Origin of the sequence: Actinoplanes sp. GCM10030250, from assembly GCF_042666575.1 — a bacterium.
GTDB lineage: Bacteria > Actinomycetota > Actinomycetes > Mycobacteriales > Micromonosporaceae > Actinoplanes.
Genome location: NZ_JBHTDO010000020.1, coordinates 150,696 through 172,543, shown reverse-complemented (window position 1 = coordinate 172,543; position 21,848 = coordinate 150,696). Strand labels below are relative to the sequence as shown.

Here is a 21,848-nt window from a genome sequence, read left to right as displayed (position 1 = left end):
GCTGGCACCCAGCGGTGCCCGACACGCGCAAAACCCCCGCTCACGCCCAGCCGAACCACCCAGCTGGCACCCAGCGGCGCCCGACACCCGCAAAACCCCCGCTCACGCCCAGCCGAACCACCCAGCTGGCACCCAGCGGCGCCCGACACCCGCAAAACCCCCGCTCACGCCCAGCCGAACCACCCAGCTGGCACCCAGCGGCTGCCTCCCCGGCCGTGAAGCAGCACCCACAACCAGCTGGGGAAACTGCGGCCAGGCCTCGGGGCCGCTTACCCGGGCCGCAGGTCAGCGGGCGGCACAGCGGCACAGCGGCACAGCGGGACAGCGGCACAGGCGCGACTACGAGCGCCACGCCCGAAACCACGCGAAGCCCGCGACCGGCGGCTGATATTTTGGTGACCACACATGCTGATCACCGTTGGAATTCTCACGATCGTGCTGCTCACCGCGGCAACCGGCTACTTCGTGGCGCAGGAGTTCGCCTACGTGGCGGTCGACCGGGGGCGGCTCAAGGCGATGGCTGACCAGGGTGACGCGGCCGCCGCGCGGGCGCTCAAGGTCACCCAGAAGCTCTCCTTCGTCCTCTCCGGTGCCCAGGTCGGCATCACCGTCACCGCGCTGCTCGCCGGGTACGTCGCCGAGCCCTTCCTCGGCCGCGGCACCGCCGAGCTGCTCGGCAGCGCCGGGTTGTCGGAGGGCGTCAGTACCTCGATCTCGATGGTGTTCGCGCTGCTCTTCGCGACCGTCGTGCAGATGGTGCTGGGTGAGCTGGCCCCGAAGAACCTGGCCATCGCGAAACCCGAGACGCTGGCCCGGGCGCTGTCCCGCTCCACGGTGATCTACCTGACCGTGGTGGGCCCGGTGATCCGGGTGTTCGACGCCACCGCGAACCGGCTGTTGCGCGCCATCGGCATCGAGCCGGTCGAGGAGTTGCCGCAGGGTGCGACCGCCGAGGACCTGGACCGGATCATCGAGAACGCCGGCGCGCACGGGACGCTGGACGCGCGGGCGGCCCGGCTGCTCGATCACGGGCTGGACTTCCGTACGCGTACGGCAGCACAGGCCATGCGCCCCCGCGTCGACGTCACCACGATCGGCGCCACCCAGCCGGCGTCGCTGGTCGTGGACCTGCTGGGCACCGGGCATTCCCGGTTCCCGGTGGTCGGCGACGGGCTCGACGACGTGGTCGGTGTGGTCTCGGTCGCCGACGTGGTCACCCTCGATCCGGCCGCCCGTGGCAGCACCCCGGTCCGTGATCTCGCCACGCCGCCGGTGGTGCTGCCCGAGTCGGCGCGGCTGCCCGAGGTGCTGGACAGTCTCAAGGCCGCGCACCGGCAGATGGCGATCGTCGTCGACGAGTACGGCGGTTTCGCCGGGATCATCACCCTGGAGGACGTGGCCGAGGAGCTGGTCGGTGAGATCCGCGACGAGGACGACCTGCCGGAGCCGGTGATCGAGCGCGAGGACGACGGCACCTGGGTGGTGCCGGGCCGGGCCCGGGTCGACGAGATCGCCGAGGCGACCGGTGTGCGGCTTCCGGACGACGACATGTACGACACGGTCGCCGGCCTGATCCTGGCGCGGATGGGCCGCCTGCCGGAGGTCGGTGAAGGGCTCGACGTGGAACTGCCCCCGCATCTGGACGAGGACGGTGAGCCGCAGCCGCAGGGCTTCGCCGGCCTGACCGTGCTCTCCATCCACCGGCACGTGCCCGAGCGCATCGCCATGGTGGTCCACGACAGGCAGGCGTCCGCATGAGCACCAGCCTGGCCCTGATCATCTCGCTGCTGCTGCTGGCGCTGAACGCCTTCTTCGTGGCCGCCGAGTTCGCCCTGGTCGCCGCGAAACGGCACCGCCTGGAGCAGGCCGCCGCCGACGGTTCGCGGGGTGCCCGCGCCGCCCTGGCCGGTACCCGCCGCCTGTCGATGATGCTGGCCGGCGCGCAGCTCGGCATCACCCTGTGCACGCTCGGGCTGGGCGCGCTGGCGAAGCCGACCGTCGCGCACCTGCTGGAGCCGCTGTTCACCGCGACCGGCCTGCCGGAGGGTGTCGCCTACGGCATCTCGTTCGTGCTGGCCGTGGCGCTCGTCGGCTTCCTGCACGTGGTCGTCGGCGAGATGGCCCCGAAGTCGTGGGCGATCAGCCACCCGGAGACCTCCGCACAGCTCCTGGCAATCCCGTTCGTCGGCTTCACCACGGTCTTCCGCCCGGTTCTCGCCGCGCTCAACGGCCTGGCCAACGCCTGCCTGCGACTCTTCAAGGTCACCCCGCAGGACGAGCTGGCCCAGGTGCACAACCCCGAGCAGCTGCGCATGCTGCTGCAGACGTCGAAGGAGCACGGCACGATCCCGGCGGCGGAGCACGAGCTGCTCACCGCGATGCTGCGGATCCAGTCGACCCCGGTGCAGCAGGTCATGGTCCCGATGTCCGAGATCATCTCGGTGGAGGCGGACGCGGACGCCCGTACCGTTGAATTGCGAAGCACGGCCACGGGCCGCAGCCGCCTGCCGGTGACCAGCCCCGACGGTTCGATCGCGGGTGTCGTGCACGTGCGCGACGCCGCGAAGGCCACCAGCCACGGCGTTCCCGCGACCGCCCGGTCCCTGATGACCGCGCCCGTCCCTCTTCCGGCCGGCACCAGCGTCCTGGACGCGATCGCCCTCATGCGCCAGCAGAGCAGCCATCTCGCGCTGGTCTCCGGCGACATCAACGAGGGCGAGGGCGGCAACGGGCAGGGCGGCAACGGGCAGGGCGGCGCGGCGGGCGCCAACGGGCAGGGCGGCAACGGGCAGGGCGCCAACGGGCAGGGCGCCAACGGGCAGGGCGGCGCGGCGGGCGTGGTCGGCCTGGTCACGCTCGAGGACCTCCTGGAGCAGGTCATCGGCCAGTTCGACGACGAGACAGACCCGGTGATCGACGCGGCCAGGCGTGCCGGGCGGACTTAGGACAAGAACAATGCAGATGTACGGCCGACGCACAGTCCTCGTACTACGCAGCGGCCTGGTTGCCACCTGAGCCTTTGCCGCCACCGCCGGGCGGAGCTGCCGGGCCGGGCTCAACCCGGGAAACCCTTTACTATTTCAGTTAACAGTCCTAATAATTAGCCATGCGTCGATCCGTGATCCTTGCCACGGCGGCCGCGCTGGCCGCCGCATGCTCAGCCGTATATGTCAGTACCACCGCGAGTGCGGCCGTCGCGTGCGCGCCCGCCTGGAGCGCCTCCTCCGTCTACGTCAAGGACAACGTCGCCTCCAGGGACGGCAAGAACTTCACCGCCAAGTGGTGGACACAGGGCGAGGACCCGGTCCTGAAGAGCGGCCAGTGGGACGTCTGGATCAACAACGGCGCCTGCGGTGGCACCAACCCGTCGCCGACACCGACCAGCCCCTCCGCCTCACCGTCCAAGTCCCCGTCGGCCTCACCCTCGGTCTCACCGTCAGTGTCGCCGTCGGTTTCGCCGTCACCGTCGACGTCGCCCACCACGCCGATCCCGGGCGGTGCGCTGCCCAAGCATGCGCTCATCGGTTACCTGCACGCCAGCTTCGCCAACGGCGCCGGCTACCTGAAGATGGCCGACGTGCCCGCCGACTGGGACATCATCAACCTGTCCTTCGGTGAGCCGACGAGCGTCACCTCCGGCGACATCCGGTTCACGCTCTGCCCGGCCGCCGAGTGCCCCGGCGTGGAGACCGAGGCCCAGTTCATCGCGGCGATCAAGGCCAAGCGCCAGGCCGGCAAGAAGGTGCTGCTCTCGATCGGCGGCGCCAACGGCCAGGTGCAGCTCACCACCACCGGCGCCCGTGACAAGTTCGTCAGCTCGGTCAGCGCGATCATCGACAAATACGGCCTGGACGGCGTGGACGTCGACTTCGAGGGGCACTCGCTGTCGCTGAACACCGGTGACACCGACTTCAAGAACCCGACCACCCCGGTGATCGTCAACCTGATCTCGGCGCTGCGCTCGCTCAAGGCCCGGTACGGCGCCGGCTTCGTGCTGACGATGGCACCGGAGACGTTCTTCGTGCAGCTCGGATACCAGTACTACGGCTCGGGCCCGTGGGGCGGACAGGACCCGCGCGCCGGCTCCTACCTCCCGGTGATCCACGCGCTGCGCAACGACATCACCGTGCTGCACGTCCAGGACTACAACTCGGGTTCCATCATGGGCCTGGACAACCAGTACCACTCGATGGGCGGCGCGGACTTCCACATCGCCATGACTGACATGCTGCTCGCCGGGTTCCCGGTGGCCGGCAACACCGCGAACGTGTTCCCCGCGCTCCGCGAGGACCAGGTCGCGTTCGGCGCGCCCAGCTCGGTGAGCGCCGGCAACGGCTACGTCGCACCGGCGGCGGTTCAGCAGGCCGTGAACTGCCTGGTCAAGGGCACCAGCTGTGGGAGTTACGCCCCGCGCAGCGGCACCAACCCGAACTTCCGCGGCCTGATGACGTGGTCGATCAACTGGGACCGCTTCTACAGCTGGGAGTTCAAGAACAGTCACGAGCCGTTCTTGAACGCTCTGCCCTGAGCGCCCGCTTGAGCGCCTGCCGGAACGCCTCGGCTGACGGCCGGCGCTCGAGCGCCTGCCGGAACGCCCTCGGCTGACGGCCGGCGCTTGACCCGGGGAGCGCAGCGGAACCGCATCGGTGCGGACACATCAGCGTCCGCACCGATGCGGTTCCCCGGACGGTGACTATCCGAAAGGAGAGGGCTCGTTCACCGTACGATTGCTGTCAGGCCTTGCAGTTGTGCTTTTTGTTCCAGGTCCTGACCGCGGCGGCCGGGCTCTTCTGCCCGCCCTTGCGCCACGAGGTCAGGTATTTCGCGGGCCAGACCACGCCCCGCCGGACCTTCCAGTCGCCGGTCTTCTTGCACGGCGGCGAGATGCCGTAGTGCAGGTGGCAGACGCCGCTGGAGTTGCCGGTCTTGCCGACCTTGCCGAGCACCTGGCCGGCCTTGACGCGGACGCCCTTGTTGATGCCGGCCTGGACCTTGCTCAGGTGCGAGCCGTAGTAGCGGACGCCGTCGTCGCCCTTGATGGAGACGAACTTGCCGCCGTTGTACGGCCCGTCCTTCTTGCTCTTCTTGTACTTGTCGACCCGGCTGACCTCGAGAACGACGCCGCCGGTGGTGGCGACGACCGGCTTACCGCAGGCGGCGAAGATGTCCGTCGCCGCATAGCCGGAGTGGGTCTTGTGGAACGACACGTTCTTGGCGCGCACCGGGAACACGTACTTCGGTTTGGCCGCGGCGGCCTTGGCAGCTGCCGGGACCAGAGCCGCCGGCTGTCGCACGGACTCCGGAGACTCCGCTGCCGGAGCCTTCGCCGCCGGAGCGCCAGGTGCCGCCGCCGAATTCCCCGTTGCGCCGCAGCCGGTGAGCAGGACCGCCATCGCGGTCAATCCGGACACGGTGGAAAGTAATCGCATCGCGCCACCTTAGGCACAGATCGGTCGTTCTCGCTGTCCCCCAGGCGGCGGGGTGTCTCCTCAGAGGTCCAGCAACCACGTCTGGCCGACCAGGTCGTGGCCCCACCGGTGCCTCGGCGGTTCCTCGTCGACCTTGGTGAAGCCGGCGTTCTCGTAGACGCGCCGGGCGGCCCCCTGCTCAGCGGTGGTCCATAGGGTGACCTGGCGGTATCCGCTCTCGCGGGCGAACGTGAGGCACTGCTCGACCAGGCGGGTGCCGAGGCCGTGGCCGCGGGCCGCCGGGCTGACCAGCAGGACACGCAGGCGGGCAACCCCCGGCTCGTTGCCGGCGATCAGCATGACGCAGCCGGCGCGGACCCCGTCGACCTCGGCGATCCAGACGGCCTCGCACGACGGGTCGTGATGCGTCGCATACTCCCCGACGATGCCGGCGACGAGCGCCTCGAACTCGGTGGTGTAGCCGAACTGGCGGTAGTAGATCTCGCCATGGGCCATCACCATCCAGCCCAGATCGCCGGGGCGGGTGGCGAGGCGGAGGTTGACTCGTGACGTCGACGTTCTCATGAGACCTCCCCGCGCCCACACTGAAACGGTTGTTTCAGTAACGGTAAGCTACTCCCGTGTCCGAGGAGGCGACAACCCCATCCGCACGCCAGGTTGAACTGCTCGAGGCCGCCTACCGGTACGCGCTCGACAACGGCCTCACCGACCTGTCCCTGCGCCCCCTGGCCGCCGCGATCGGCTCCAGCCCCCGGGTGCTGATCTTCCTGTTCGGCAGCAAGGAGGGCCTGCTCCGGGCCCTGATCGCCCGCGCACGAGCCGACGAGGTCGCCCTGCTCGACAACGCCGGCACACCGCTCGGCCTGGTCGCCGCCGTGGAACGCCTCTGGTCGTGGCTCTCCGCCGGGCGGCACCGGCCGCTGCTCCGGCTGTGGGCCGAGGCCTACGCCAAATCCCTGGTGGAGCCGGACGGTGTCTGGGCCGGGTTCGGCCGGGCGACGGTCGAGGACTGGCTCGCGGTGCTGGCCACCTACCAGCCGCCGGACGAGCGGGACTCACCGTACGGCGTCACCCGCCGCACCCTCGCCCTGACCGTGCTCCGCGGCGGGCTGCTGGACCTGCTGGCGACGGGCGACGAGGAGCGCGTGACGGCCGCCGTCCACAGCGGACTCGCCCTCCTCGATTGACGTCCGCTTCACCGCGCGTTTCGCCACCGGACAGAGACAACCGGCTATCTGGAACCTCACCCCCGAACGGGAAATCCAGGAGGTTCCATGGACCGGCGATCACTGCTGCGCGCCACTGTGGCCGGGGCGGGCGGTCTGGCCCTGCCCTTCACCGCGTGGCCGGCTGCCTATGCCGCACCGGCGCAGAACGCGACCGGCCCCTACGGCCCGCTCCAGGCCGCTGACGCGAACGGCATCCAGCTGCCGTCCGGCTTCACCAGCAGGGTGATCGCGCGGTCGCGGCAGGTGGTGCCGGGTACCTCGTACGTCTGGCACGACGCGCCCGACGGCGGTGCGGTCATCCCCAACGGCAGCGGCTGGGTCTACGTCTCCAACTCCGAGGTCTCGTCGTCGGCCGGCGGCGGCGCGTCGCGCATCCTGTTCGACGCCGGCGGCAACGTCACCGGCGCGTCGCGGATCCTCTCCGGGACGAACCAGAACTGCGCCGGCGGCAAGACCCCGTGGAACACCTGGCTGTCCTGCGAGGAGGTCTCGCTCGGCCGGGTCTGGGAGACCTATCCGCTGGGTGGCACCGCTGTCGTACGCCCGGCGATGGGCCGCTTCAAGCACGAGGCCGCCGCCGCCGACCCGGTCCGCAAGGTCGTCTACCTGACCGAGGACGAGACCGACGGCCGCTTCTACCGGTTCGTCCCCGCCACGTGGGGCAACCTGTCGGCCGGCACGCTCCAGGTGTTCAAGGCCGGCACCGGCACCTCCGGCTCGTTCACCTGGCAGAACGTGCCCGACCCGGACGGCTCCCCGACCGCCACCCGCTACCAGGTCGCCGGCTCCAAGTCGTTCAACGGCGGCGAGGGCTGCCACTACGCGGACGACACCGTGTGGTTCACCACCAAGGGCGACAACCGGGTGTGGCAGGTCAACCTCCTCGCCGGGACCTTCGAGCTCGCGTACGACGACAACCTCGTCAGCCCCGGAACCGCACCCCTGACCGGCGTCGACAACGTCACCGGCTCGTCGTACGGCGACCTGTACGTGGCCGAGGACGGCGGGAACATGGAGATCGCGCTGATCAGCCCGGACGACAAGATCTCGGTCTTCCTGCGGGTCACCGGCCAAGGCTCGTCGGAGCTGACCGGCCCGGCGTTCACCCCGGCGGGCAACCGGCTCTACTTCTCGTCGCAGCGCGGGACGTCCGGGTCGTCGTCGGGCGGGATCACCTATTGCATCACCGGGCCGTTCCGCACCTGACCCCGGTGCGGAACGGTGGCTGGGCTACGGCCGCGGGTGCTCGGCCGTAGCCCAGCCACGTTGTTCCGGCCCTGATCGGTGGCCGGCTACGGCTGCGGGTGGCCAGCCGTAGGTCAGCGACGTTTGGGCAGTAGCAGGGTTTTGCCCGGGAGGAGGAGGCCGGCTTCGGCCTCGCGGTGGACGTCCGGCAGGTCGGTGAGTGGTCGCCGGGCCGCTACGTCGAGCTGCAGGGTGCCTTGGCTGACCAGGTTGAGCATCGCTGCGAGGTCGGCCGTGTCGTGGCGGACGATGAAGTGGACTCCACCGGCGGGGAGCTGGTCGGCGGGCGTGGTCGCTGACACCAGGATGCCGCCGGGGAGGAGCAGCATCGCGGGAGGCGGGGCCGCGGGGGCAAGGTGGATCACCGCGTCGAACGGCTCGACTGCTGCGCCGAGGGCGGTCAGGGTTTCGTGCGCACCGGCGGTTTGGGCTGCGGCGACGTTGCGTGAGGTGGCCAGGGCGACAACGTGTGCGCCGGCGTGACGGGCGAGTTGGATCGCCAGGCGGCCGATCGCGCCGGCGCCGTTGATCAGCACGCGGTGGCCCGGGGACAGGTGGGCGTGTTCGAAAACGGCCTGCCAGGCTGTCAGGCCGGCGATCGGCAGGACTGCGGCGTCGGTGAGTGGGACGTTTTCCGGGACGGGGACCAGGGCTTCTGCGGGCGCGACCGCGTACTCGGCGGCTGCGCCACCATCAACACGTCCGATCACCCGATCGCCTTCGGTCAGGCCGCGCACGTCCGGGCCGAGTTTCGTCACCGTTCCGGCAAGATCCAAGCCCATGATGTACGGGAGATCGACCTCGACGATGCCGCGGAGGAGTCCACGGCGTAATCCGGCTTCGGACGGGTTGAAGGACGTGGCTGCCACCTCGACGAGTACTTCGCGTGGTCCCGGAACCGGCGTTTTCACCATGTCCGGCCGGATTGACGTCGGTTGACCGTACCCATGCATGCGCATTGCCCTCATGCACCCACCGTAAGAAAACCGACCAGGACGATGAATGCTTCACGCTCTCGGTTTTATGTGTCAGCGTCTCGCTGACGATACGCTCACGGCGTGGATGTATTGAGCGACGTGCTCGCCGTGATGCGGACCGGGAAGGTGCGTTCCGCGCTGATCGCCTGGCACGCGCCGTGGGCGCAGGAGTTCGCGGCGGTGCCCGGATCGGCCGGCTTCCACGTGGTGTTGCGCGGAACATGCTTGCTGCTGCGCCCGGGCGCGCAACCGCTCACGCTCACCGGCGGTGACATCGTCTTCCGTGCGCACGGTGACGGGCACACGCTGGCCGACTCGCCCTCCACCCGGCCCGAAATGCCCGCTTGCGCACCGTCCGACCTGGCGGATCTGCCCCGCTACGCCGTCGTCGGCACACCCGGCGACGCGGACGCGACCGTGACGCTCTGCGGCGCCTACGAGCTCGACCCGGTCCTCGTCCATCCCCTGATCCGCGACCTGCCCGGCCTGATCCACATCCCGGCGCAGTGGGGCCGGCACCCGCACCTGCGCGCCACGGTCGACCTGCTCGCCGCCGAACTGACCAGCCCCGGGCCAGGTGCCGAGGCCCTGGTCCCGGCGCTGCTCGACACCCTGCTGGTCTACCTGCTGCGCACCTGGCTCGGCGGTTCCAGCCCGGTCGGCTGGGCCGCGGCCCTGACCGACCCGGTCACCGGCGCGGCGTTGCAGGCCATGCACCACGACCCGGCCCGCCCCTGGACGGTCGCCGGCCTGGCCGCGTCCGCCGGAGTGTCCCGCGCGCCGTTCGCCCGACGGTTCACGGAGGTGCTGGGGCGCCCGCCGATGACGTATCTGACCTGGTGGCGGCTGACCCTCGCGGCCGGCCTGCTGCAACGTACTGACACCCCCATCGGCGGCATCGCCACCCAGGTGGGTTACACCTCCGAGTTCGCGTTCGCCGCCGCCTTCAAACGCCAGTTCGGCCTCCCACCCGGCCGCTACCGCCGAACCACTCCCTGACTCCCCGCACCCACGCGGTTCCCGTCCGGCTGGCCCGCACCATTGCTCCGACCGCTGCGAGGCAACGCTGAGACCCAGCCGAACCCGTCAGCTGGCTCCCAGGGGGCTTGAACGGCCGCGAGACATCACTGGAAGCCAGCCGGATCGACACGCTTTCCGCACAGCCGACCACAGTCACGGGGACACCGACGAGCAACCCGTCAGCGAGGTGAGACGAGATCAGAGGGGGTGGGAGAGCTTCATCGTGATCCGGTCGATCTCGTCGAGGGCGTACGCGGCCAGCTGCCGCTGGGCGGCCTTCGCGTCGGGGTCGGTCTCCTCCAGGTCGCCGAGGACGACGATGTTCTCGTCGTTGAGGGTGGCGGCCGGTGCCGTGTAGTTGAAGCTGCCGGCGATCACCAGCTGCCTGTCGATGACCATCAGCTTGTGGTGGACCTTGCGGACGCCGTTGCCGTGGGTGTTCGCGTACAGCTCGGCGCCGGCGGCCTTCAACGGCTGGGTGGCGGCCCACTTCTGGACGCCCTGGCCGCGGTCGAGGACGCCGCGGATGGGCAGGCCGGCGCGGAGCAGGGAGATCATGGTGTCGTCGATGCCGGAGCTCTGGGCGAAGGTGAACATCGCGAAGTCGACGCGTTCGCGGGCCTTCAGCATCTGCTTCATGATCTCCATCTCCGGGCCCTGGTCGGGGGCGAAGATGGGCTTCACGCGGATCTTGCCGAGGCGGATCTCGGAGGGGCGGGTGGGCACCCGCTCCTGCATGGCGCCGAACGTGCCGGTGCGCATCCGCTGGAACTCGGCCAGGTAGAGGGCGGCGGCTGTCTTGCCGTGCAGGATCACCAGGTGGTTCAGGTTGTTGCCGGACTCGCCCGGTGGCAGCCCGGGTGGGTTGGTGCCGGTGTCGGTGAGGGTGAAGTTCGCCGAGCCGGTCAGGGCCGCCGCGGTGGGCAGGCCGGGGTCACGGACGATGAACTTCTGGTGGAAGATCTTCGGGTTCAGGTCGGTGATCAGGTCGGCGCCGCCGCGCAGCAGGGCGGCGTGGATGACCCGGTTGATCTCGTTCTCGCCGGTGAGGCTCCACGGGTCGTCCGGGGGTTTCTCCTCGGTGAGGTAGTCGCCCTCGAGGATGACCTGCACCCGTAGCCGGCGTGCCTTGGCGGCGAGCACGGCCTCGGCGATCGGCCGGGAGTTGAGCTCCTGGACGGCGATGTAGAGGCTGGTTGTCGCACCCGCGATGAAATTCCGGATGACCTCGTCCAGGTCGTCCGGCGCGCCGAGCACCGTCGGCCCCGCATAGAACTCGACACTTCCCAGGTCCACGCCCATGTTGTCAGTGTGGACCCGCACGGTGACGGGGTGGTGTCGGTCAGCGGACGACCACCCCGTCGTGACGGCGTCAGACCCGGCACTGCCACGACGAGGCGTCGCGGAAGTCGGCGAAGCGGTCGAGCCGGGCGTAACCGTGGGTGAGCGCCTGGCAGGCGGCGGCCACGTCGATGTCGAAGTAGGTCGGTCCGGCCCGGTTGTAGTTGACGCAGTGCCAGTCGTAGACGGTGGTTCCGAGCAGCGCCGCGGCACTGTGGCCGGTCGACGTGCAGTATCGCTCGAAGTCCGGCGTGACGACGTCCGGCTGGACCATCCAGCAGGTCACCGACGCGGGGTCGGTGAAGGTCGCGATCCGGTCGACGGCGTGCTCCGAGCCGTAGGTCCAGCGGCAGGCGGCGTCGAAACCGAGGTCACCCCGGCTGCCGCCGTCGCCGGCGCAGTGCCAGTCGTAGGCGGTCGAGCCGGTCAGGGTGACGCCGGCGTAACCGATCGAGCGGCAGTAGCCGCCGAGGTCGGGTGCGCCGAGAGGGGTGGGCGGCGGCGGTGAGGCGGCGGCCGAGCCGGTGACGGCCAGGACACCGGCGAGGCCGACGAACAGGGCTAGCAAGAACTTGCTGAACGAGCGCACAAATCTCCCGGGGTGAGCAGGCTAGGCATCCTCGACGGAGGGCTGCGTGCCCACCTTAGGGCCATCTGCAAGTTCTTGCACCACCTGGATGTAGTTGCAGAGCCTCGCGGGCCGGCCGGATCCCGGACCGGCCGTTTACGGCGGGGCCGGAATGCCGCATGAGTGCAAACAGACGACTTCCCGTCCCGATTCGGGGCTCGGTACTGTCGCCTCAGTGGCGGGGGCAAGGAAATGGAAGGGGAATTCGAAGGGGAATAATGGTACAGACAATCGCGCTCGTGTCGAGCCCTCTTCTCGACCCGCTGCCGGAAATCGGTGCGACGGGTGGACCGTCGGCCGTCCTCCGGCCCGGCGACTTCGCCACTTGGAACGACGCATTCGACGCATCCCCGAATGCCGGAACCTACATCCTTGAGCCCGGCGACTATCGCGCCTGGGGCAAATGTGTCATCAACCGAGCCAACCCGGCCGGGCACCGGCGGCTCATCCGGTTCATCGACACCACGAAGCGACCCTGGAACCGCATCAACAATGAGGCGGTGACCGATGGCTTCCAGTTCACCTCCGGCGCCGCCCACTGGGCCGTGCACGGCTTGACCATTCGCGGGCCCGGGCTGGCCACTTGTATCGTCAAGCAAGGCGCGGAACACATCACCTTCGACTCGCTGTTCATCGAGGATGTCGACACCCACGGGATCCAGCTCGTCGGGAACCATTGCACAGTGCAGAACTGCGTGATCCGCCGGGCATCGCCGAACGATTCGGTGGCCGTCCTGATCAGGGTCGACGGGGTGCCCAACGTCGGCAACCGGGTGCTCGACAACGAAATTTGCGATTGCGTCGACGGCGTGGGCGTCACCTGGGACGACGGTGGCGCCAACCCGTACCAGGAATGCCTTGACCTGGTCGTGGAAGGCAACGACATCTACCTGACCGAAGGCCACTACGTCCACCGGCCCGAACCCGTTTTCCCGCCCGGCCCCGGTTATCCACGGGTCCACGCGAGAGCTGAGAACGGCATAGACATCAAGGCCGGTCCGCGAACCAGTACGCAACCACTCAGGTTCGAGCGCAACCGCATCTGGGGCTTCCGGGCACCGGAAGCGAATTCTGCCCAGAAATCCGACGGCGCCGCTGTCACCATCCACCGGGGAGCGCAACGGATCCTCTTCGCCGAGAACGTCATCTTCGACTGCCCGATCGCCTTCCACGAAGTCGTGCGCGACCTGGCTTTCCCGATCGGTGGCGGCCGGAAGGTGACTGACCCCAACCAGGGGGACCGGGAGGTGACGGTGCGGTCGGCCATCGTCTCCTTCATCCATCCGTACAACCCCGAGGACCTGGGCGCCATCCTGCGAACCAAGCTGCCTTTCCGCCTCGAGGGAAACCGGTTCTCACACAGCCGTACGTTGTCCGCGTTGCCGAAGAAGCCCCAAACCCATGACGTGTTCGTGGACAACGTGCTGCACGACGACACCCCGTTCGGCGAGGCCGGCGACGATTGGCAGCAGGCCGGCACCAACAACCGGGTTCCGCCCGCTGACGACATGAGTGACGTCCTGATCGAGCGCTGCCGCTGGACGAATCCGGGCCTGGTCCGGCTACGCAGCGCCGTACTGTCGACCGACGTGTTCCAGCAACGGTGACACGCCCCTCACCGGCACACCGAGGCGGCCGCGGCAGCGAGCATCGCGGCGTCGCGCGTGTCGGCGCCCGGACCGCTGTCGTCCAGCGGCCGACGCGTGCGGCTCGTTGGGCCGGCTTCGAAGGGGGTTTTCCTCAAGCGGCCGCCGGGGCGACCGATGGGGGAACAGTTCGAGGTAGCGGATGCGCACACCGGGAGGGTCATGAGCGCCGTTCCGGTGTGCGTTCTGGCGCTCACGGCCGTGCTGGCCTTCCTGTTCCTCTCCCCCGGTCAGGTCGAGCCGTGGCAGCCGATCGTCTGCTGGCTGGTCGTGGCGTCGTTCGCCGCGGCCATGACCTATCACGCGTTCCGGGCGACCCGGCTGATGGGCCGCGACGATCCGGAGCGGCGGTTCTGGGTCGGCTTCGCGTTCGCCGGAGTGATCTTCACCCTCGGTGACGCCGTGCAGTTCCTCGCCTCGCTGGCCGCGCCGCTGGCGGCCGGCTCCCTGACCGGTACGGGTATCCCCCGCACGATCGGCCTCGGCCTCGGCTCCTTCACGCTCGTCGCGGTCGTCATGACCTACCCGCTGCCGCACCGGTCGCGCCGCGAGCGGCTCTGCTACCTGCTCGACATGGCCACGGTGATCGCGGCCGCCGGCGCCTACGGGCTCTACTGGACCATCTCCAGCGGCTGGGACGTCCTGGCCGCCGGTGACGTCGCCGGCGTGGTGCTCGGCCCGGTTGCGGCGATGCTCGCCGCGTTCGTGGTGGGCCGGCTCTACCTGAGCGGCACCGCACCGTTCACCTGGCACATCGGTGTCCTCGGGCCGGTAGCCGCGGTGGCCGAGGGGATCTCCCGGGTGCTCGGGCCGGAACTCGCCCGCGCCGGCCGCCCCGGCCCGATCTTCGCGATGACCGTCGCCGCCCACGGCGTCCTCATGATCCTCGGCTGGTGGCAGCACCGCCGGTACCGCGCCGGCGCCGCCGCCCGGCCGCCGGCACGCACCCGGCCGTACAGCCTGATGCCGTACCTGGCGGTGGCCGCCACCTACTCGCTGCTGATCGGCACGCTGATCGTGCACGGGCTCGACGTACGGGCCTGGGTGATCCTGGCCGGAGCGGTCGGCAGCACCGCGATCGTGGTGGCCCGGCAGATCGTGGCGTTCCGGGACAACGCGGAGCTGCTCGCCGAGCGCGACGTCCTCGCCGCCCGGCTGCACACGATGGCGTTCACCGACAGCCTCACCGGGCTCGCCAACCGGGCGATGTTCCTGGACGAGCTGGAAGCCGCACTGCGGGAGCCCGGCGACATCGGCGTCCTGCTCATCGACCTCGACGACTTCAAACCCGTCAACGACCGGTACGGCCACGCCGCCGGCGACACGGTCCTGATGGAGACGGCGATCCGGCTGCGCGCGATGACCGAGGAGGCCGACGTCGTCGCCCGCCTCGGCGGTGACGAGTTCGCGGTCCTGGTCCGGCAGCCACCGGCGGACGGCTTCACCTCCGCGGCGAGCCGGATCGTGCAGGCGCTGGAGACACCGTGCCGGATCGCGGCGGACGTCGAGGTCGAGGTCAGGGCGAGCGTCGGGCTGGCCGTGTCACCGGCCGGTCCGGTGGAGGCGGACACCCTGCTGCGCACCGCGGACGAGGCGATGTACCGGGCGAAGCACGGCGGCAAGGGCGCCCTGCACATCGCCGGCTAGTGCTCAACGAGGTCGGTCTTCGCGCGATGGACCCTCGTTGGGCGGGAGGCCGTCCCCGCTGGATCGCCCGGTAACCAGCTGGCTCCCGGTGCTGACTCGCGGTTCCGGGCACAGCACTCACGTCCAGCTGGATCATGGTGGCTGGCTCCCGGTGGTCACCGCTCTAGGCGGCGCTGAGGCGGAGCAGCACGGCACCACGGCCAGGACCGTACTTCGCGGCGTACAGGGCCAGCACCCGCTCCCGCGTCTCGGCGTCCGGCTCGGCCAGCACGTACCGGCCGTCGCCCGGCATCTCCACCTCGTGGCTCGGGTGGAAGGCATACGTCAGGGCGCCCGGGTTGACGTCGACCCAGCGCTCGCCCTCGTGGACGACGTAGTGCAGCTCGTGGTCGGAGGACTTGTCGTCGATGGTGAATCGCAACGGCATCCGGTAGTGGCCGGCTATCCCGGTCAGGCCGGTGCCGTTCCAGCGGGCGTCGAACGCCTCCAGGGCCAGCTCGCCGATGTCACCACGAACCGGCACCTCACGCTGGGAGCTCTCGCTCACCCGGCGGTTGCGGAACAGCCCGTACGACATCCAGTCGTCCACGCGATAGAGGGCGTGCGCGGGACCGACCGAGCTGACCCGTACCTGGAACTGCTCCCGGCGCAGGGGCGGCAGCCCGCTGAGGAAGGCGTCCAGCCGCTCGACGTTCTGGCGCATCAGTGCCAGGGCGTCGAGCGGCGCGACCTGCCGGGCGCGGTCCGCGGCGTCCGGGCAGGACGGGTCGGTCAGCATGATCCGGAAGCGCACGCCGCGGTCCAGGGCGCCGCGGACGGCCGCCGTGAACCGCGGCTCGAACTGGTTCTCCAGCAGGCCGGTCCAGTGTTTCCAGACGTCGACCTGCTCGGTGGCCCGGTTGATGCGCCGGATCACGTCCCCGTAGTCGAGGCTGTTGCGCCAGCGCACGGCGTTACGGCTGAAGTAGACGACGAGCGGCTGGAGGACGATGACGACGAGGACGATGTCGAGGAGGTTCGATCCGATCGCGAGCCGCAACTCGGTCCCGAAGCCCTCGGTGTTGCGGATCGGGTAGAGCAGCAGGAAGGCCCCGGTGAGCAGCGCCACGCCGATCCCGGCGTAGACGGCGGAGAGCCAGATGCGGCTGCGCGGCCACCCCCGTACCCCCATGAGGTCATCGTGGCACCATTCAGTCGATCGATCCAGATCTCCGTCAGGTGGCCGCGCGGCGGCGTTGCGCTGGGCCAGGCGGGCGACGACGGTGGCTCGCCGACGCGCAGAACGGGTGGGATGCGGGCGTCGGCACGAGGGACAGGCCGGCCGCGACGGTTGCGGAACGGGGTGCCACCCGGGTGACACCCCGAAGCAGGTGAGTTGAGCCCCGCCCGCGCCGATCCCGCCCGCGCCGATCCCGCGCGCGTCAGTCGTCCACGCGGAAGCCGATCTTCAGGGTGACCTGGAAGTGGGCCACCTCCCCGTCGTTCACCTGACCGCGGATCTCCTTCGTCTCGAACCACTCGATGTTGCGAACGGTCCGGGAAGCCTTGCTGATAGCGGTGCGAACGGCGTCCTCGATGCTGTCCGGGCTGCTCCCGACCACCTCGGTGAGCCGGTACACGTGATGGGACACGACAACCTCCTCGATGCTGGTTCCCCTCAGCCTGCCAGCACCGGCCCCCGCACAGCGAACGTTGCCGCCCCGGATCAACGCTCACCCCACCCAGCTGGCCCTCAGCGGCCCCTCAACCGCCCCGAATCCACGCTCACGACCAGCCGAGCCACGCGGCTGGCCCTCAGCGGTGCCCCAACCGCCATGGAACAACGCTCACGACCAGCCGAGCCGGCTTTGGCGGCTGGGTGGGTGGGGCGGGCCGGGGAGGGCCGGCGGGCGGGGTGGCGTCAGCGGGTGGGGTGCGTCAGCGGGTGGAGGAAAGGTGCGCTTCGGAGGCGAGTGCGGTGTAGCGCCGGGACTCGGAGGTGGAGGGCTGGTGGAGTTCCGTGACACGGACCTCGAAGCGGGCCGGGTCCTGCTCGCCGGAGCGGGCGGCGAGGACCAGCGGCCACTCGTCGTCGAGCCACAGGGTCATGGAGTGCCGGCTGTGCCGCGAATAGCTCACCCGCAGGCGGGAGCACGGGCGACCGGCGATGATCTCGCGGCCCGGCAGCGGGACGGCTTCGGTCTCGGCCGGGTTCGTGAACCAGGCGGTCGGCGCGGCGACGATGCCGGCCGGTTGGCCCACCCACGCGGGGTCACCCGCGGCGCCGACGAAAGACGGCTCGCCGCTGACGAACGACTCGCGCGCGAAAGGCGAGCCGGCCGAGGACGAGCCGGACGAGGACGACGTGCCCGCGGACGACGTGCCCGCGGACGACGTGCCCGCGGACGAGGTGCCCGCGGACGACGGGGTGCCGGGGAAGAGAGGGGAGTTCAGGAGCCAGTGGCCGCTGAGGAGGTGGACCAGCTCGAAGCGGCCCTGCTGGGGAATGGCGATCGGCGGGCGGTTGGCCCAGGAGCCGCGCAGGACGAGGGCCGGGAGGTCCGACGTGTGTTGCAGCAAGTCCGACACGCGCGCCCAGTTGGTCATGGGCAGCATCATAGTGGCCGCCCAGGCGCGGATCCGATCGCGCAGAGGCCGGGCAGCAGACCGGCGGGAGGCACTACCCACGCCGGGGCAACAACCAGCTCTCACCCAACCTCCGACGTCGGAGGGGGCCGCAGCTCAGACCTCCACAACGAAGAGGGGCTATCCGGTGAGGGGTTGGTAGGTGTCGGGGCGGCGGGTCTCCAGGAACGGGAAGAGGGTCAGCCAGTCCCGCCGCTGGTCCAGGTCGAGCGGCGCCACCAGCACCGCGTCACCGGAGCGCGGTGCTTCGGCGAGGACCCGGCCGTACGGGTCGGAGATGAACGAGCTGCCGTAGAAGGTGATCAGGCCCTCCTCGCCCCACCGGTTGGGTACGACCATGAACGTGCCGTTCGCGATCCCGTTGGCGACGATCACCTGGCGCCACAGCGGGGCGGTGTCGAAGTCCGGGTGGTCGGGTTCCGAGCCGATCGCCGTCGGGTAGGCGATGACGTCGGTGCCGTTCAGCGAGTACGCCCGGGCCACCTCGGGGAACCACTCGTCCCAGCACGTCGGCATGCCGATCCGGGCTCCGCCGGCCAGGGACACGGGCTGGTAGGCGTCCGGCGAGGCCGGTCCCGGCCGGAAGTAGTGGTCCTCGTAGTACCCCGCGGTCCTCGGGATGTGCGTCTTTCGGCGCCGGCCCACGAGGGTGCCGTCCGGGGCGACCAGGATCGCCGTGTTGAAGCCCAGCCCGTCGTCGCCGGGGCTCCGCTCGAACAGTGAGGCGTGCACGTGGACGCCTGCTTCGGCGGCTGCCGTCCGGGCGAAGGTGATCGTCGGGCCGTCCGACAGGTTTTCCGCGGTGGTGGTGGCGTCGCCGGAGGGGCGGGTGTCGGCCGGATAGCGGGACAGGGTCAGCTCCGGCAGGAAGACCACCTCGGCGCCGGCCGCTGCCGCGGTCCGAATGCCGTCGAGCAGCACGCCGGTGTGTTCCGCGGGGTCGGCGTGCCAGCGTGTCTGCACCAGCCCGGCGACCAGGGAGCCGCGCACCGGCGGGTCGACGCGGGCGGGCGACGCGGCCGGCTCGGCCTTGATCAGCTTCATGGGTTCTCCCCGGTCGGCGCCAGCGGCTGCTGCTGGGTGATGCAGTGAATGCCTCCGCCGAAGCGGAAGATGTCCCTGGCGTCGACGGTCACCACGTGCCGGCCGGGATACGCCCCGGCCAGCACCCGCGCCGCGTCGTCGTCGCGCGGATCGTCGAAGCCGCAGAGCACGACCACGCCGTTGGCGACGTAGTGGTTCACGTACGACCAGTCGACGAGTTCGCCGTCAACCTCGGTGACGGCCGGCGCGAGCAGCTCGGTGACCTCCCGGCCGGCGTCCCGCAGGATCGCGGTCACCTCCTGGCTGACCGCGTGGTCCGGGTGGCCCGGGTCGGTCTGGGTGTGCACGAGCACGCGTCCCGGCGGCGTGAACGCGGCGACGATGTCGACGTGCCCGCGGGTGCCGAACTCGCCGTAGTCCGCGGTCAGGCCCCGCGGCAGCCAGATCGCCCGCGAGGTGCCGAGCCGCGCGTGAATCTCCGATTCCACGCGCTCCGCGTTCCAACCCGGATTTCGGTACGGGTCGAGCTGCACCGTCTCGGTGAGCAGCACCGTCCCTTTCCCGTCGACGTGGAAACCGCCACCCTCCTGGGTCAGCGGTGACGCCTCCGCCCGTACGCCGACCGTCGCCGCCACCGCACCGGCCAGCTCCGCGTCAAGATCCCATTTCGCCCAGGACTGCGCACCCCAGCCGTTGAAGGTCCAGTCGACCGCGCCCAGCTCGCCGTCCCCGGTGTGCACGAACGTCGGGCCGCTGTCACGCAGCCAGGCGTCGTCGAGCGGCACCCACACCGGCTCGATGCCGGGGTGCAGCAGGTCACCCGTGTCGTCACCCAGGTTGACCAGCATGGAGACCGGCTCGTACCGCTGGATGGTGTTGGCGACAGCCGCCCACGCGGTGCGCGCGGCAGCAAGCTCGGCCGCGTCCTGGAAGGTCGCGTTGCGGGTCGGCCAGCTCATCCAGGTGCGGCGATGCGGCTCCCACTCCGCGGGCATCCGATCGGGCATCAGCTTCCTCCTCGGCGTGCGACGGCGATGTGCGACAGCGGTGTGCGACAGCGGTGTGCGACAGCGGTGTGCGACAGCGGTGTGCGACAGCGGTGTGCGACAGCGCCGCCTCCCACCCTAGGGATCCCGGCGGCGGGCCGGTGGCCGTCCTGGTCATCGGCCGGCGGCGTGGACCGCTTCGATCAAGCGCGTGAGCCGGGCGGCGCCGCCGCGCGCACCTGTGCGAGTGTTGGGCATCCGGCGGAGAGGTGCCCATGACTGCCGCGACCATCTTTCTGGTGGCGCTGTGCCTGCGCCCGGCGATCACCTCGGTGGGGCCGCTGCTGCCGCAGATCAGCGCCGACCAGCATCTCGGCGAGGCCGCGTCGGGCATGCTGGGCGCGCTGCCGCTGCTCGCGTTCGCGCTGGTGTCGCCGCAGGTGCACCGGGTGGCCGGCCGGCACGGTGCGGAGCGGGCGGTGTTCGGGGCGCTGCTCGTGCTGGCGGCCGGTGGTGCAGTCCGGTCGTACACCGGTGACGCCGGGCTGTGGATCGGCACCCTGGTGATCGGGTGTGCGATCGCCGTCGGCAACGTCCTGGTCCCGGCGATCGTCAAGCGGGACTACGCCTCGAACGTCTCCCGGGCGACCGGCGTCTACACGGCCTTCATCACGATCGGTGCCTCGGTGGCGTCGGCGCTGGCGGTACCGATCGCGGACGCCGTGGACTGGCGGTTGTCGCTCGCCGTGTGGTCGGGGCTCGCGCTGCTGATCGCCGTCGTGTGGCTGCCCCGGGCCCGGCCGCGGCCCGTACCGGCGGCTGCCGGGGGGCCGATCGGATCGGTGAACGTGTGGCGGCAGCGGCGGGCCTGGTTCATCACGGCGTTCATGGGGTTGCAGTCGACGTCGTTCTACATCCTGGTGACCTGGCTGCCCACCATCGAGATCGCCGGCGGGGTGACCGAGCGGACCGCGGGCGTGCATTTGTTCCTCTTCCAGGGCATGGGCATTCTCGGTGGCCTCGCGATCCCGATCCTGCTGCGGCACCCGGGGCGCCGGTCGCTCGGTGCGGTCGTGGCCGGTGTGCCGACGCTCGCCGCGATCCTGGGGCTGCTCGCGGTGCCGGAGCTGGCGGTGCTCTGGGCCGGGGTGGCGGGGGTCGGGCAGGGTGCGTCGCTGGTCACCGCGCTCACGCTGATCAGCCTGGGTGGGCGTACCCAGGCCGAGACCACCCGGCTGTCGGGGATGGCGCAGTCGCTCGGCTATCTGCTGGCGGCGGCCGGGCCGGTAGCCGCCGGTCTCCTCGCCGAGCGGACCGGGGCCTGGCAGGCGTCACTCGTCCTTGTGGTGGTGCTGAGCGTGCTCCAGCTGGTCGCCGGCGCCGCCGCCGGGCGCGACCGCACAGCATTCCAGCACCCAGCGAGGTCCGCCGCGACCTAGGGCCCGGAAAGACGCCTGCCGGCCCCTACTCCGCCTTGCGGGCCCGGAAGGCGATCATGTTGACCCGGTTTCCGCAGCGCACGCTGCAGAAACGCTTCGAGCCGTTGCGGGAGAGGTCGAGGAACAGCCCGGTGCAGTCATCGGCGCCGCAGACGCGCAGCCGGCCGGTCTCGTTCGTACGGATCACGTCGATCAGCGCCAGCGCCGCCTCCACCCGGATCCGCTCCGCGAGCGGCGCGCCCGGTTCGGTGGCGTGGATGTGCCAGTCCGAGCCGTCGTGCCGGGCGAGGTACGGCAGCGCCCGTGCCTCCCGCAGCATGCTGTTCACCGCGCCGACCGCCTCGTCCCGCTCCAGCGTCCACACTTCCCGCAGCAGTTCCCGGGCCGTCCGGACCGCACGCAGTTCGGCCTCGTCCCGGTCGACGCGCCCCGAGTAGGAATAGCGAACCAGCAGCTCGCTCAGCTGCTCGACGGTGACGAGCTCATCCTCGCCGGAGCGGCTGGCGCCCGGCGCGGTGTTCGCGAGCGCCACCACGAAGTCGAGCGCCTCCTCCGTGTCAGGGGCAAAAAGCAAGTTGACTCCTTATCCGAG

Annotated in this window: 20 protein-coding genes; 9 read left to right on the top strand and 11 right to left on the bottom strand. The window is 70.4% G+C overall.

Annotation, left to right across the window (positions count from 1 at the left end):
• The first annotated feature begins 405 nt into the window (after positions 1-405).
• From ACFQV6_RS24940 to ACFQV6_RS24930, 3 genes are all read left to right on the top strand, one after another.
• Entirely contained in the window at positions 406-1,758 is a 1,353-nt protein-coding gene (locus ACFQV6_RS24940; protein WP_378029996.1) for a hemolysin family protein, read from the top strand.
• Positions 1,755-2,945 (top strand): hemolysin family protein, encoded by a 1,191-nt coding sequence (locus ACFQV6_RS24935; RefSeq protein ID WP_378029995.1) that lies wholly within the window; start codon positions 1,755-1,757, stop codon positions 2,943-2,945. The genes ACFQV6_RS24940 and ACFQV6_RS24935 overlap by 4 nt, the downstream gene beginning before the upstream one ends.
• Before the next feature lie 161 nt (positions 2,946-3,106).
• A complete protein-coding gene (locus ACFQV6_RS24930; protein WP_378029994.1) occupies positions 3,107-4,528 on the top strand; it encodes a glycosyl hydrolase family 18 protein in 1,422 nt (473 codons plus the stop codon).
• A gap of 205 nt (positions 4,529-4,733) precedes the next feature.
• On the opposite strand, the gene ACFQV6_RS24925 is transcribed toward ACFQV6_RS24930, so the two are convergent.
• Both ACFQV6_RS24925 and ACFQV6_RS24920 read right to left on the bottom strand, forming a co-directional pair.
• Positions 4,734-5,429, bottom strand: coding sequence for a M23 family metallopeptidase (locus tag ACFQV6_RS24925; protein WP_378029993.1), 696 nt, complete (start codon positions 5,427-5,429; stop codon positions 4,734-4,736).
• A gap of 60 nt (positions 5,430-5,489) precedes the next feature.
• Positions 5,490-5,993, bottom strand: coding sequence for a GNAT family N-acetyltransferase (locus ACFQV6_RS24920; RefSeq protein ID WP_378029992.1), 504 nt, complete (start codon positions 5,991-5,993; stop codon positions 5,490-5,492).
• A 56-nt stretch (positions 5,994-6,049) separates the two neighbouring features.
• Here ACFQV6_RS24920 and ACFQV6_RS24915 point away from each other — a divergent pair, with 56 nt between their 5' ends.
• Both ACFQV6_RS24915 and ACFQV6_RS24910 read left to right on the top strand, forming a co-directional pair.
• Entirely contained in the window at positions 6,050-6,616 is a 567-nt protein-coding gene (locus tag ACFQV6_RS24915) for a TetR/AcrR family transcriptional regulator (RefSeq protein ID WP_378029991.1), read from the top strand.
• An 87-nt stretch (positions 6,617-6,703) separates the two neighbouring features.
• Positions 6,704-7,864, top strand: a complete 1,161-nt coding sequence (locus tag ACFQV6_RS24910; RefSeq protein WP_378029990.1) for an alkaline phosphatase PhoX — start codon at positions 6,704-6,706, stop codon at positions 7,862-7,864.
• 113 nt (positions 7,865-7,977) lie between these two features.
• Here ACFQV6_RS24910 and ACFQV6_RS24905 read toward each other — a convergent pair whose 3' ends face one another.
• Complete coding sequence (locus ACFQV6_RS24905; protein ID WP_378029989.1) at positions 7,978-8,817, bottom strand: NADP-dependent oxidoreductase; 840 nt, start codon at positions 8,815-8,817, stop codon at positions 7,978-7,980.
• Between the two features lie 144 nt (positions 8,818-8,961).
• Between ACFQV6_RS24905 and ACFQV6_RS24900 the strand changes: the two genes are divergently transcribed.
• Complete coding sequence (locus ACFQV6_RS24900) at positions 8,962-9,879, top strand: AraC family transcriptional regulator (protein WP_378029988.1); 918 nt, start codon at positions 8,962-8,964, stop codon at positions 9,877-9,879.
• Between the two features lie 219 nt (positions 9,880-10,098).
• Here the strand turns inward: ACFQV6_RS24900 and ACFQV6_RS24895 are convergent, their stop codons facing one another.
• Positions 10,099-11,202 carry a phosphatidylserine/phosphatidylglycerophosphate/cardiolipin synthase family protein gene (locus ACFQV6_RS24895; RefSeq protein WP_378029987.1) on the bottom strand — a complete coding sequence of 368 codons (1,104 nt, stop codon included), beginning with the start codon at positions 11,200-11,202 and terminating at the stop codon, positions 10,099-10,101.
• 70 nt (positions 11,203-11,272) lie between these two features.
• Positions 11,273-11,830 carry a hypothetical protein gene (locus ACFQV6_RS24890; protein ID WP_378029986.1) on the bottom strand — a complete coding sequence of 186 codons (558 nt, stop codon included), beginning with the start codon at positions 11,828-11,830 and terminating at the stop codon, positions 11,273-11,275.
• A gap of 158 nt (positions 11,831-11,988) precedes the next feature.
• On the opposite strand from ACFQV6_RS24890, the gene ACFQV6_RS24885 reads away from it, so the two are divergent.
• A complete protein-coding gene (locus ACFQV6_RS24885) occupies positions 11,989-13,476 on the top strand; it encodes a hypothetical protein (protein ID WP_378029985.1) in 1,488 nt (495 codons plus the stop codon).
• A gap of 201 nt (positions 13,477-13,677) precedes the next feature.
• Complete coding sequence (locus ACFQV6_RS24880) at positions 13,678-15,162, top strand: diguanylate cyclase domain-containing protein (RefSeq protein ID WP_378029984.1); 1,485 nt, start codon at positions 13,678-13,680, stop codon at positions 15,160-15,162.
• Between the two features lie 163 nt (positions 15,163-15,325).
• On the opposite strand, the gene ACFQV6_RS24875 is transcribed toward ACFQV6_RS24880, so the two are convergent.
• From ACFQV6_RS24875 to ACFQV6_RS24855, 5 genes are all read right to left on the bottom strand, one after another.
• Positions 15,326-16,333, bottom strand: a complete 1,008-nt coding sequence (locus ACFQV6_RS24875; RefSeq protein ID WP_378029983.1) for a hypothetical protein — start codon at positions 16,331-16,333, stop codon at positions 15,326-15,328.
• Between the two features lie 250 nt (positions 16,334-16,583).
• Positions 16,584-16,793 (bottom strand): dodecin, encoded by a 210-nt coding sequence (locus ACFQV6_RS24870; protein ID WP_378029982.1) that lies wholly within the window; start codon positions 16,791-16,793, stop codon positions 16,584-16,586.
• A 286-nt stretch (positions 16,794-17,079) separates the two neighbouring features.
• The gene (locus ACFQV6_RS24865; RefSeq protein WP_378029981.1) at positions 17,080-17,748 is read right to left on the bottom strand and encodes a hypothetical protein; all 669 of its coding nucleotides are present in this window, start codon (positions 17,746-17,748) and stop codon (positions 17,080-17,082) included.
• A gap of 159 nt (positions 17,749-17,907) precedes the next feature.
• Positions 17,908-18,831, bottom strand: coding sequence for a nitrilase-related carbon-nitrogen hydrolase (locus tag ACFQV6_RS24860; RefSeq protein WP_378029980.1), 924 nt, complete (start codon positions 18,829-18,831; stop codon positions 17,908-17,910).
• Complete coding sequence (locus ACFQV6_RS24855; RefSeq protein ID WP_378029979.1) at positions 18,828-19,838, bottom strand: agmatine/peptidylarginine deiminase; 1,011 nt, start codon at positions 19,836-19,838, stop codon at positions 18,828-18,830. Before ACFQV6_RS24855 ends, ACFQV6_RS24860 begins: the two co-directional genes overlap by 4 nt.
• A 254-nt stretch (positions 19,839-20,092) precedes the next feature.
• Here ACFQV6_RS24855 and ACFQV6_RS24850 point away from each other — a divergent pair, with 254 nt between their 5' ends.
• Positions 20,093-21,256 carry a CynX/NimT family MFS transporter gene (locus tag ACFQV6_RS24850; protein WP_378029978.1) on the top strand — a complete coding sequence of 388 codons (1,164 nt, stop codon included), beginning with the start codon at positions 20,093-20,095 and terminating at the stop codon, positions 21,254-21,256.
• A gap of 25 nt (positions 21,257-21,281) precedes the next feature.
• Here the strand turns inward: ACFQV6_RS24850 and ACFQV6_RS24845 are convergent, their stop codons facing one another.
• Positions 21,282-21,830 (bottom strand): CGNR zinc finger domain-containing protein, encoded by a 549-nt coding sequence (locus tag ACFQV6_RS24845; protein ID WP_378029977.1) that lies wholly within the window; start codon positions 21,828-21,830, stop codon positions 21,282-21,284.
• Positions 21,831-21,848 lie beyond the last annotated feature (18 nt).

Bases quoted from the DNA above. Each gene is read 5' to 3' on its own strand.
- ACFQV6_RS24940 (WP_378029996.1), top strand. From the start codon at position 406: ATGCTGATCACCGTTGGAATTCTCACGATCGTGCTGCTCACCGCGGCA.
- ACFQV6_RS24935 (WP_378029995.1), top strand. From the start codon at position 1,755: ATGAGCACCAGCCTGGCCCTGATCATCTCGCTGCTGCTGCTGGCGCTG.
- ACFQV6_RS24930 (WP_378029994.1), top strand. From the start codon at position 3,107: ATGCGTCGATCCGTGATCCTTGCCACGGCGGCCGCGCTGGCCGCCGCA.
- ACFQV6_RS24925 (WP_378029993.1), bottom strand. From the start codon at position 5,429: ATGCGATTACTTTCCACCGTGTCCGGATTGACCGCGATGGCGGTCCTG.
- ACFQV6_RS24920 (WP_378029992.1), bottom strand. From the start codon at position 5,993: ATGAGAACGTCGACGTCACGAGTCAACCTCCGCCTCGCCACCCGCCCC.
- ACFQV6_RS24910 (WP_378029990.1), top strand. From the start codon at position 6,704: ATGGACCGGCGATCACTGCTGCGCGCCACTGTGGCCGGGGCGGGCGGT.
- ACFQV6_RS24905 (WP_378029989.1), bottom strand. From the start codon at position 8,817: ATGGTGAAAACGCCGGTTCCGGGACCACGCGAAGTACTCGTCGAGGTG.
- ACFQV6_RS24895 (WP_378029987.1), bottom strand. From the start codon at position 11,202: ATGGGCGTGGACCTGGGAAGTGTCGAGTTCTATGCGGGGCCGACGGTG.
- ACFQV6_RS24885 (WP_378029985.1), top strand. From the start codon at position 11,989: ATGAGTGCAAACAGACGACTTCCCGTCCCGATTCGGGGCTCGGTACTG.
- ACFQV6_RS24880 (WP_378029984.1), top strand. From the start codon at position 13,678: ATGAGCGCCGTTCCGGTGTGCGTTCTGGCGCTCACGGCCGTGCTGGCC.
- ACFQV6_RS24875 (WP_378029983.1), bottom strand. From the start codon at position 16,333: ATGGGGGTACGGGGGTGGCCGCGCAGCCGCATCTGGCTCTCCGCCGTC.
- ACFQV6_RS24865 (WP_378029981.1), bottom strand. From the start codon at position 17,748: ATGACCAACTGGGCGCGCGTGTCGGACTTGCTGCAACACACGTCGGAC.
- ACFQV6_RS24860 (WP_378029980.1), bottom strand. From the start codon at position 18,831: ATGAAGCTGATCAAGGCCGAGCCGGCCGCGTCGCCCGCCCGCGTCGAC.
- ACFQV6_RS24855 (WP_378029979.1), bottom strand. From the start codon at position 19,838: ATGCCCGATCGGATGCCCGCGGAGTGGGAGCCGCATCGCCGCACCTGG.
- ACFQV6_RS24850 (WP_378029978.1), top strand. From the start codon at position 20,093: ATGACTGCCGCGACCATCTTTCTGGTGGCGCTGTGCCTGCGCCCGGCG.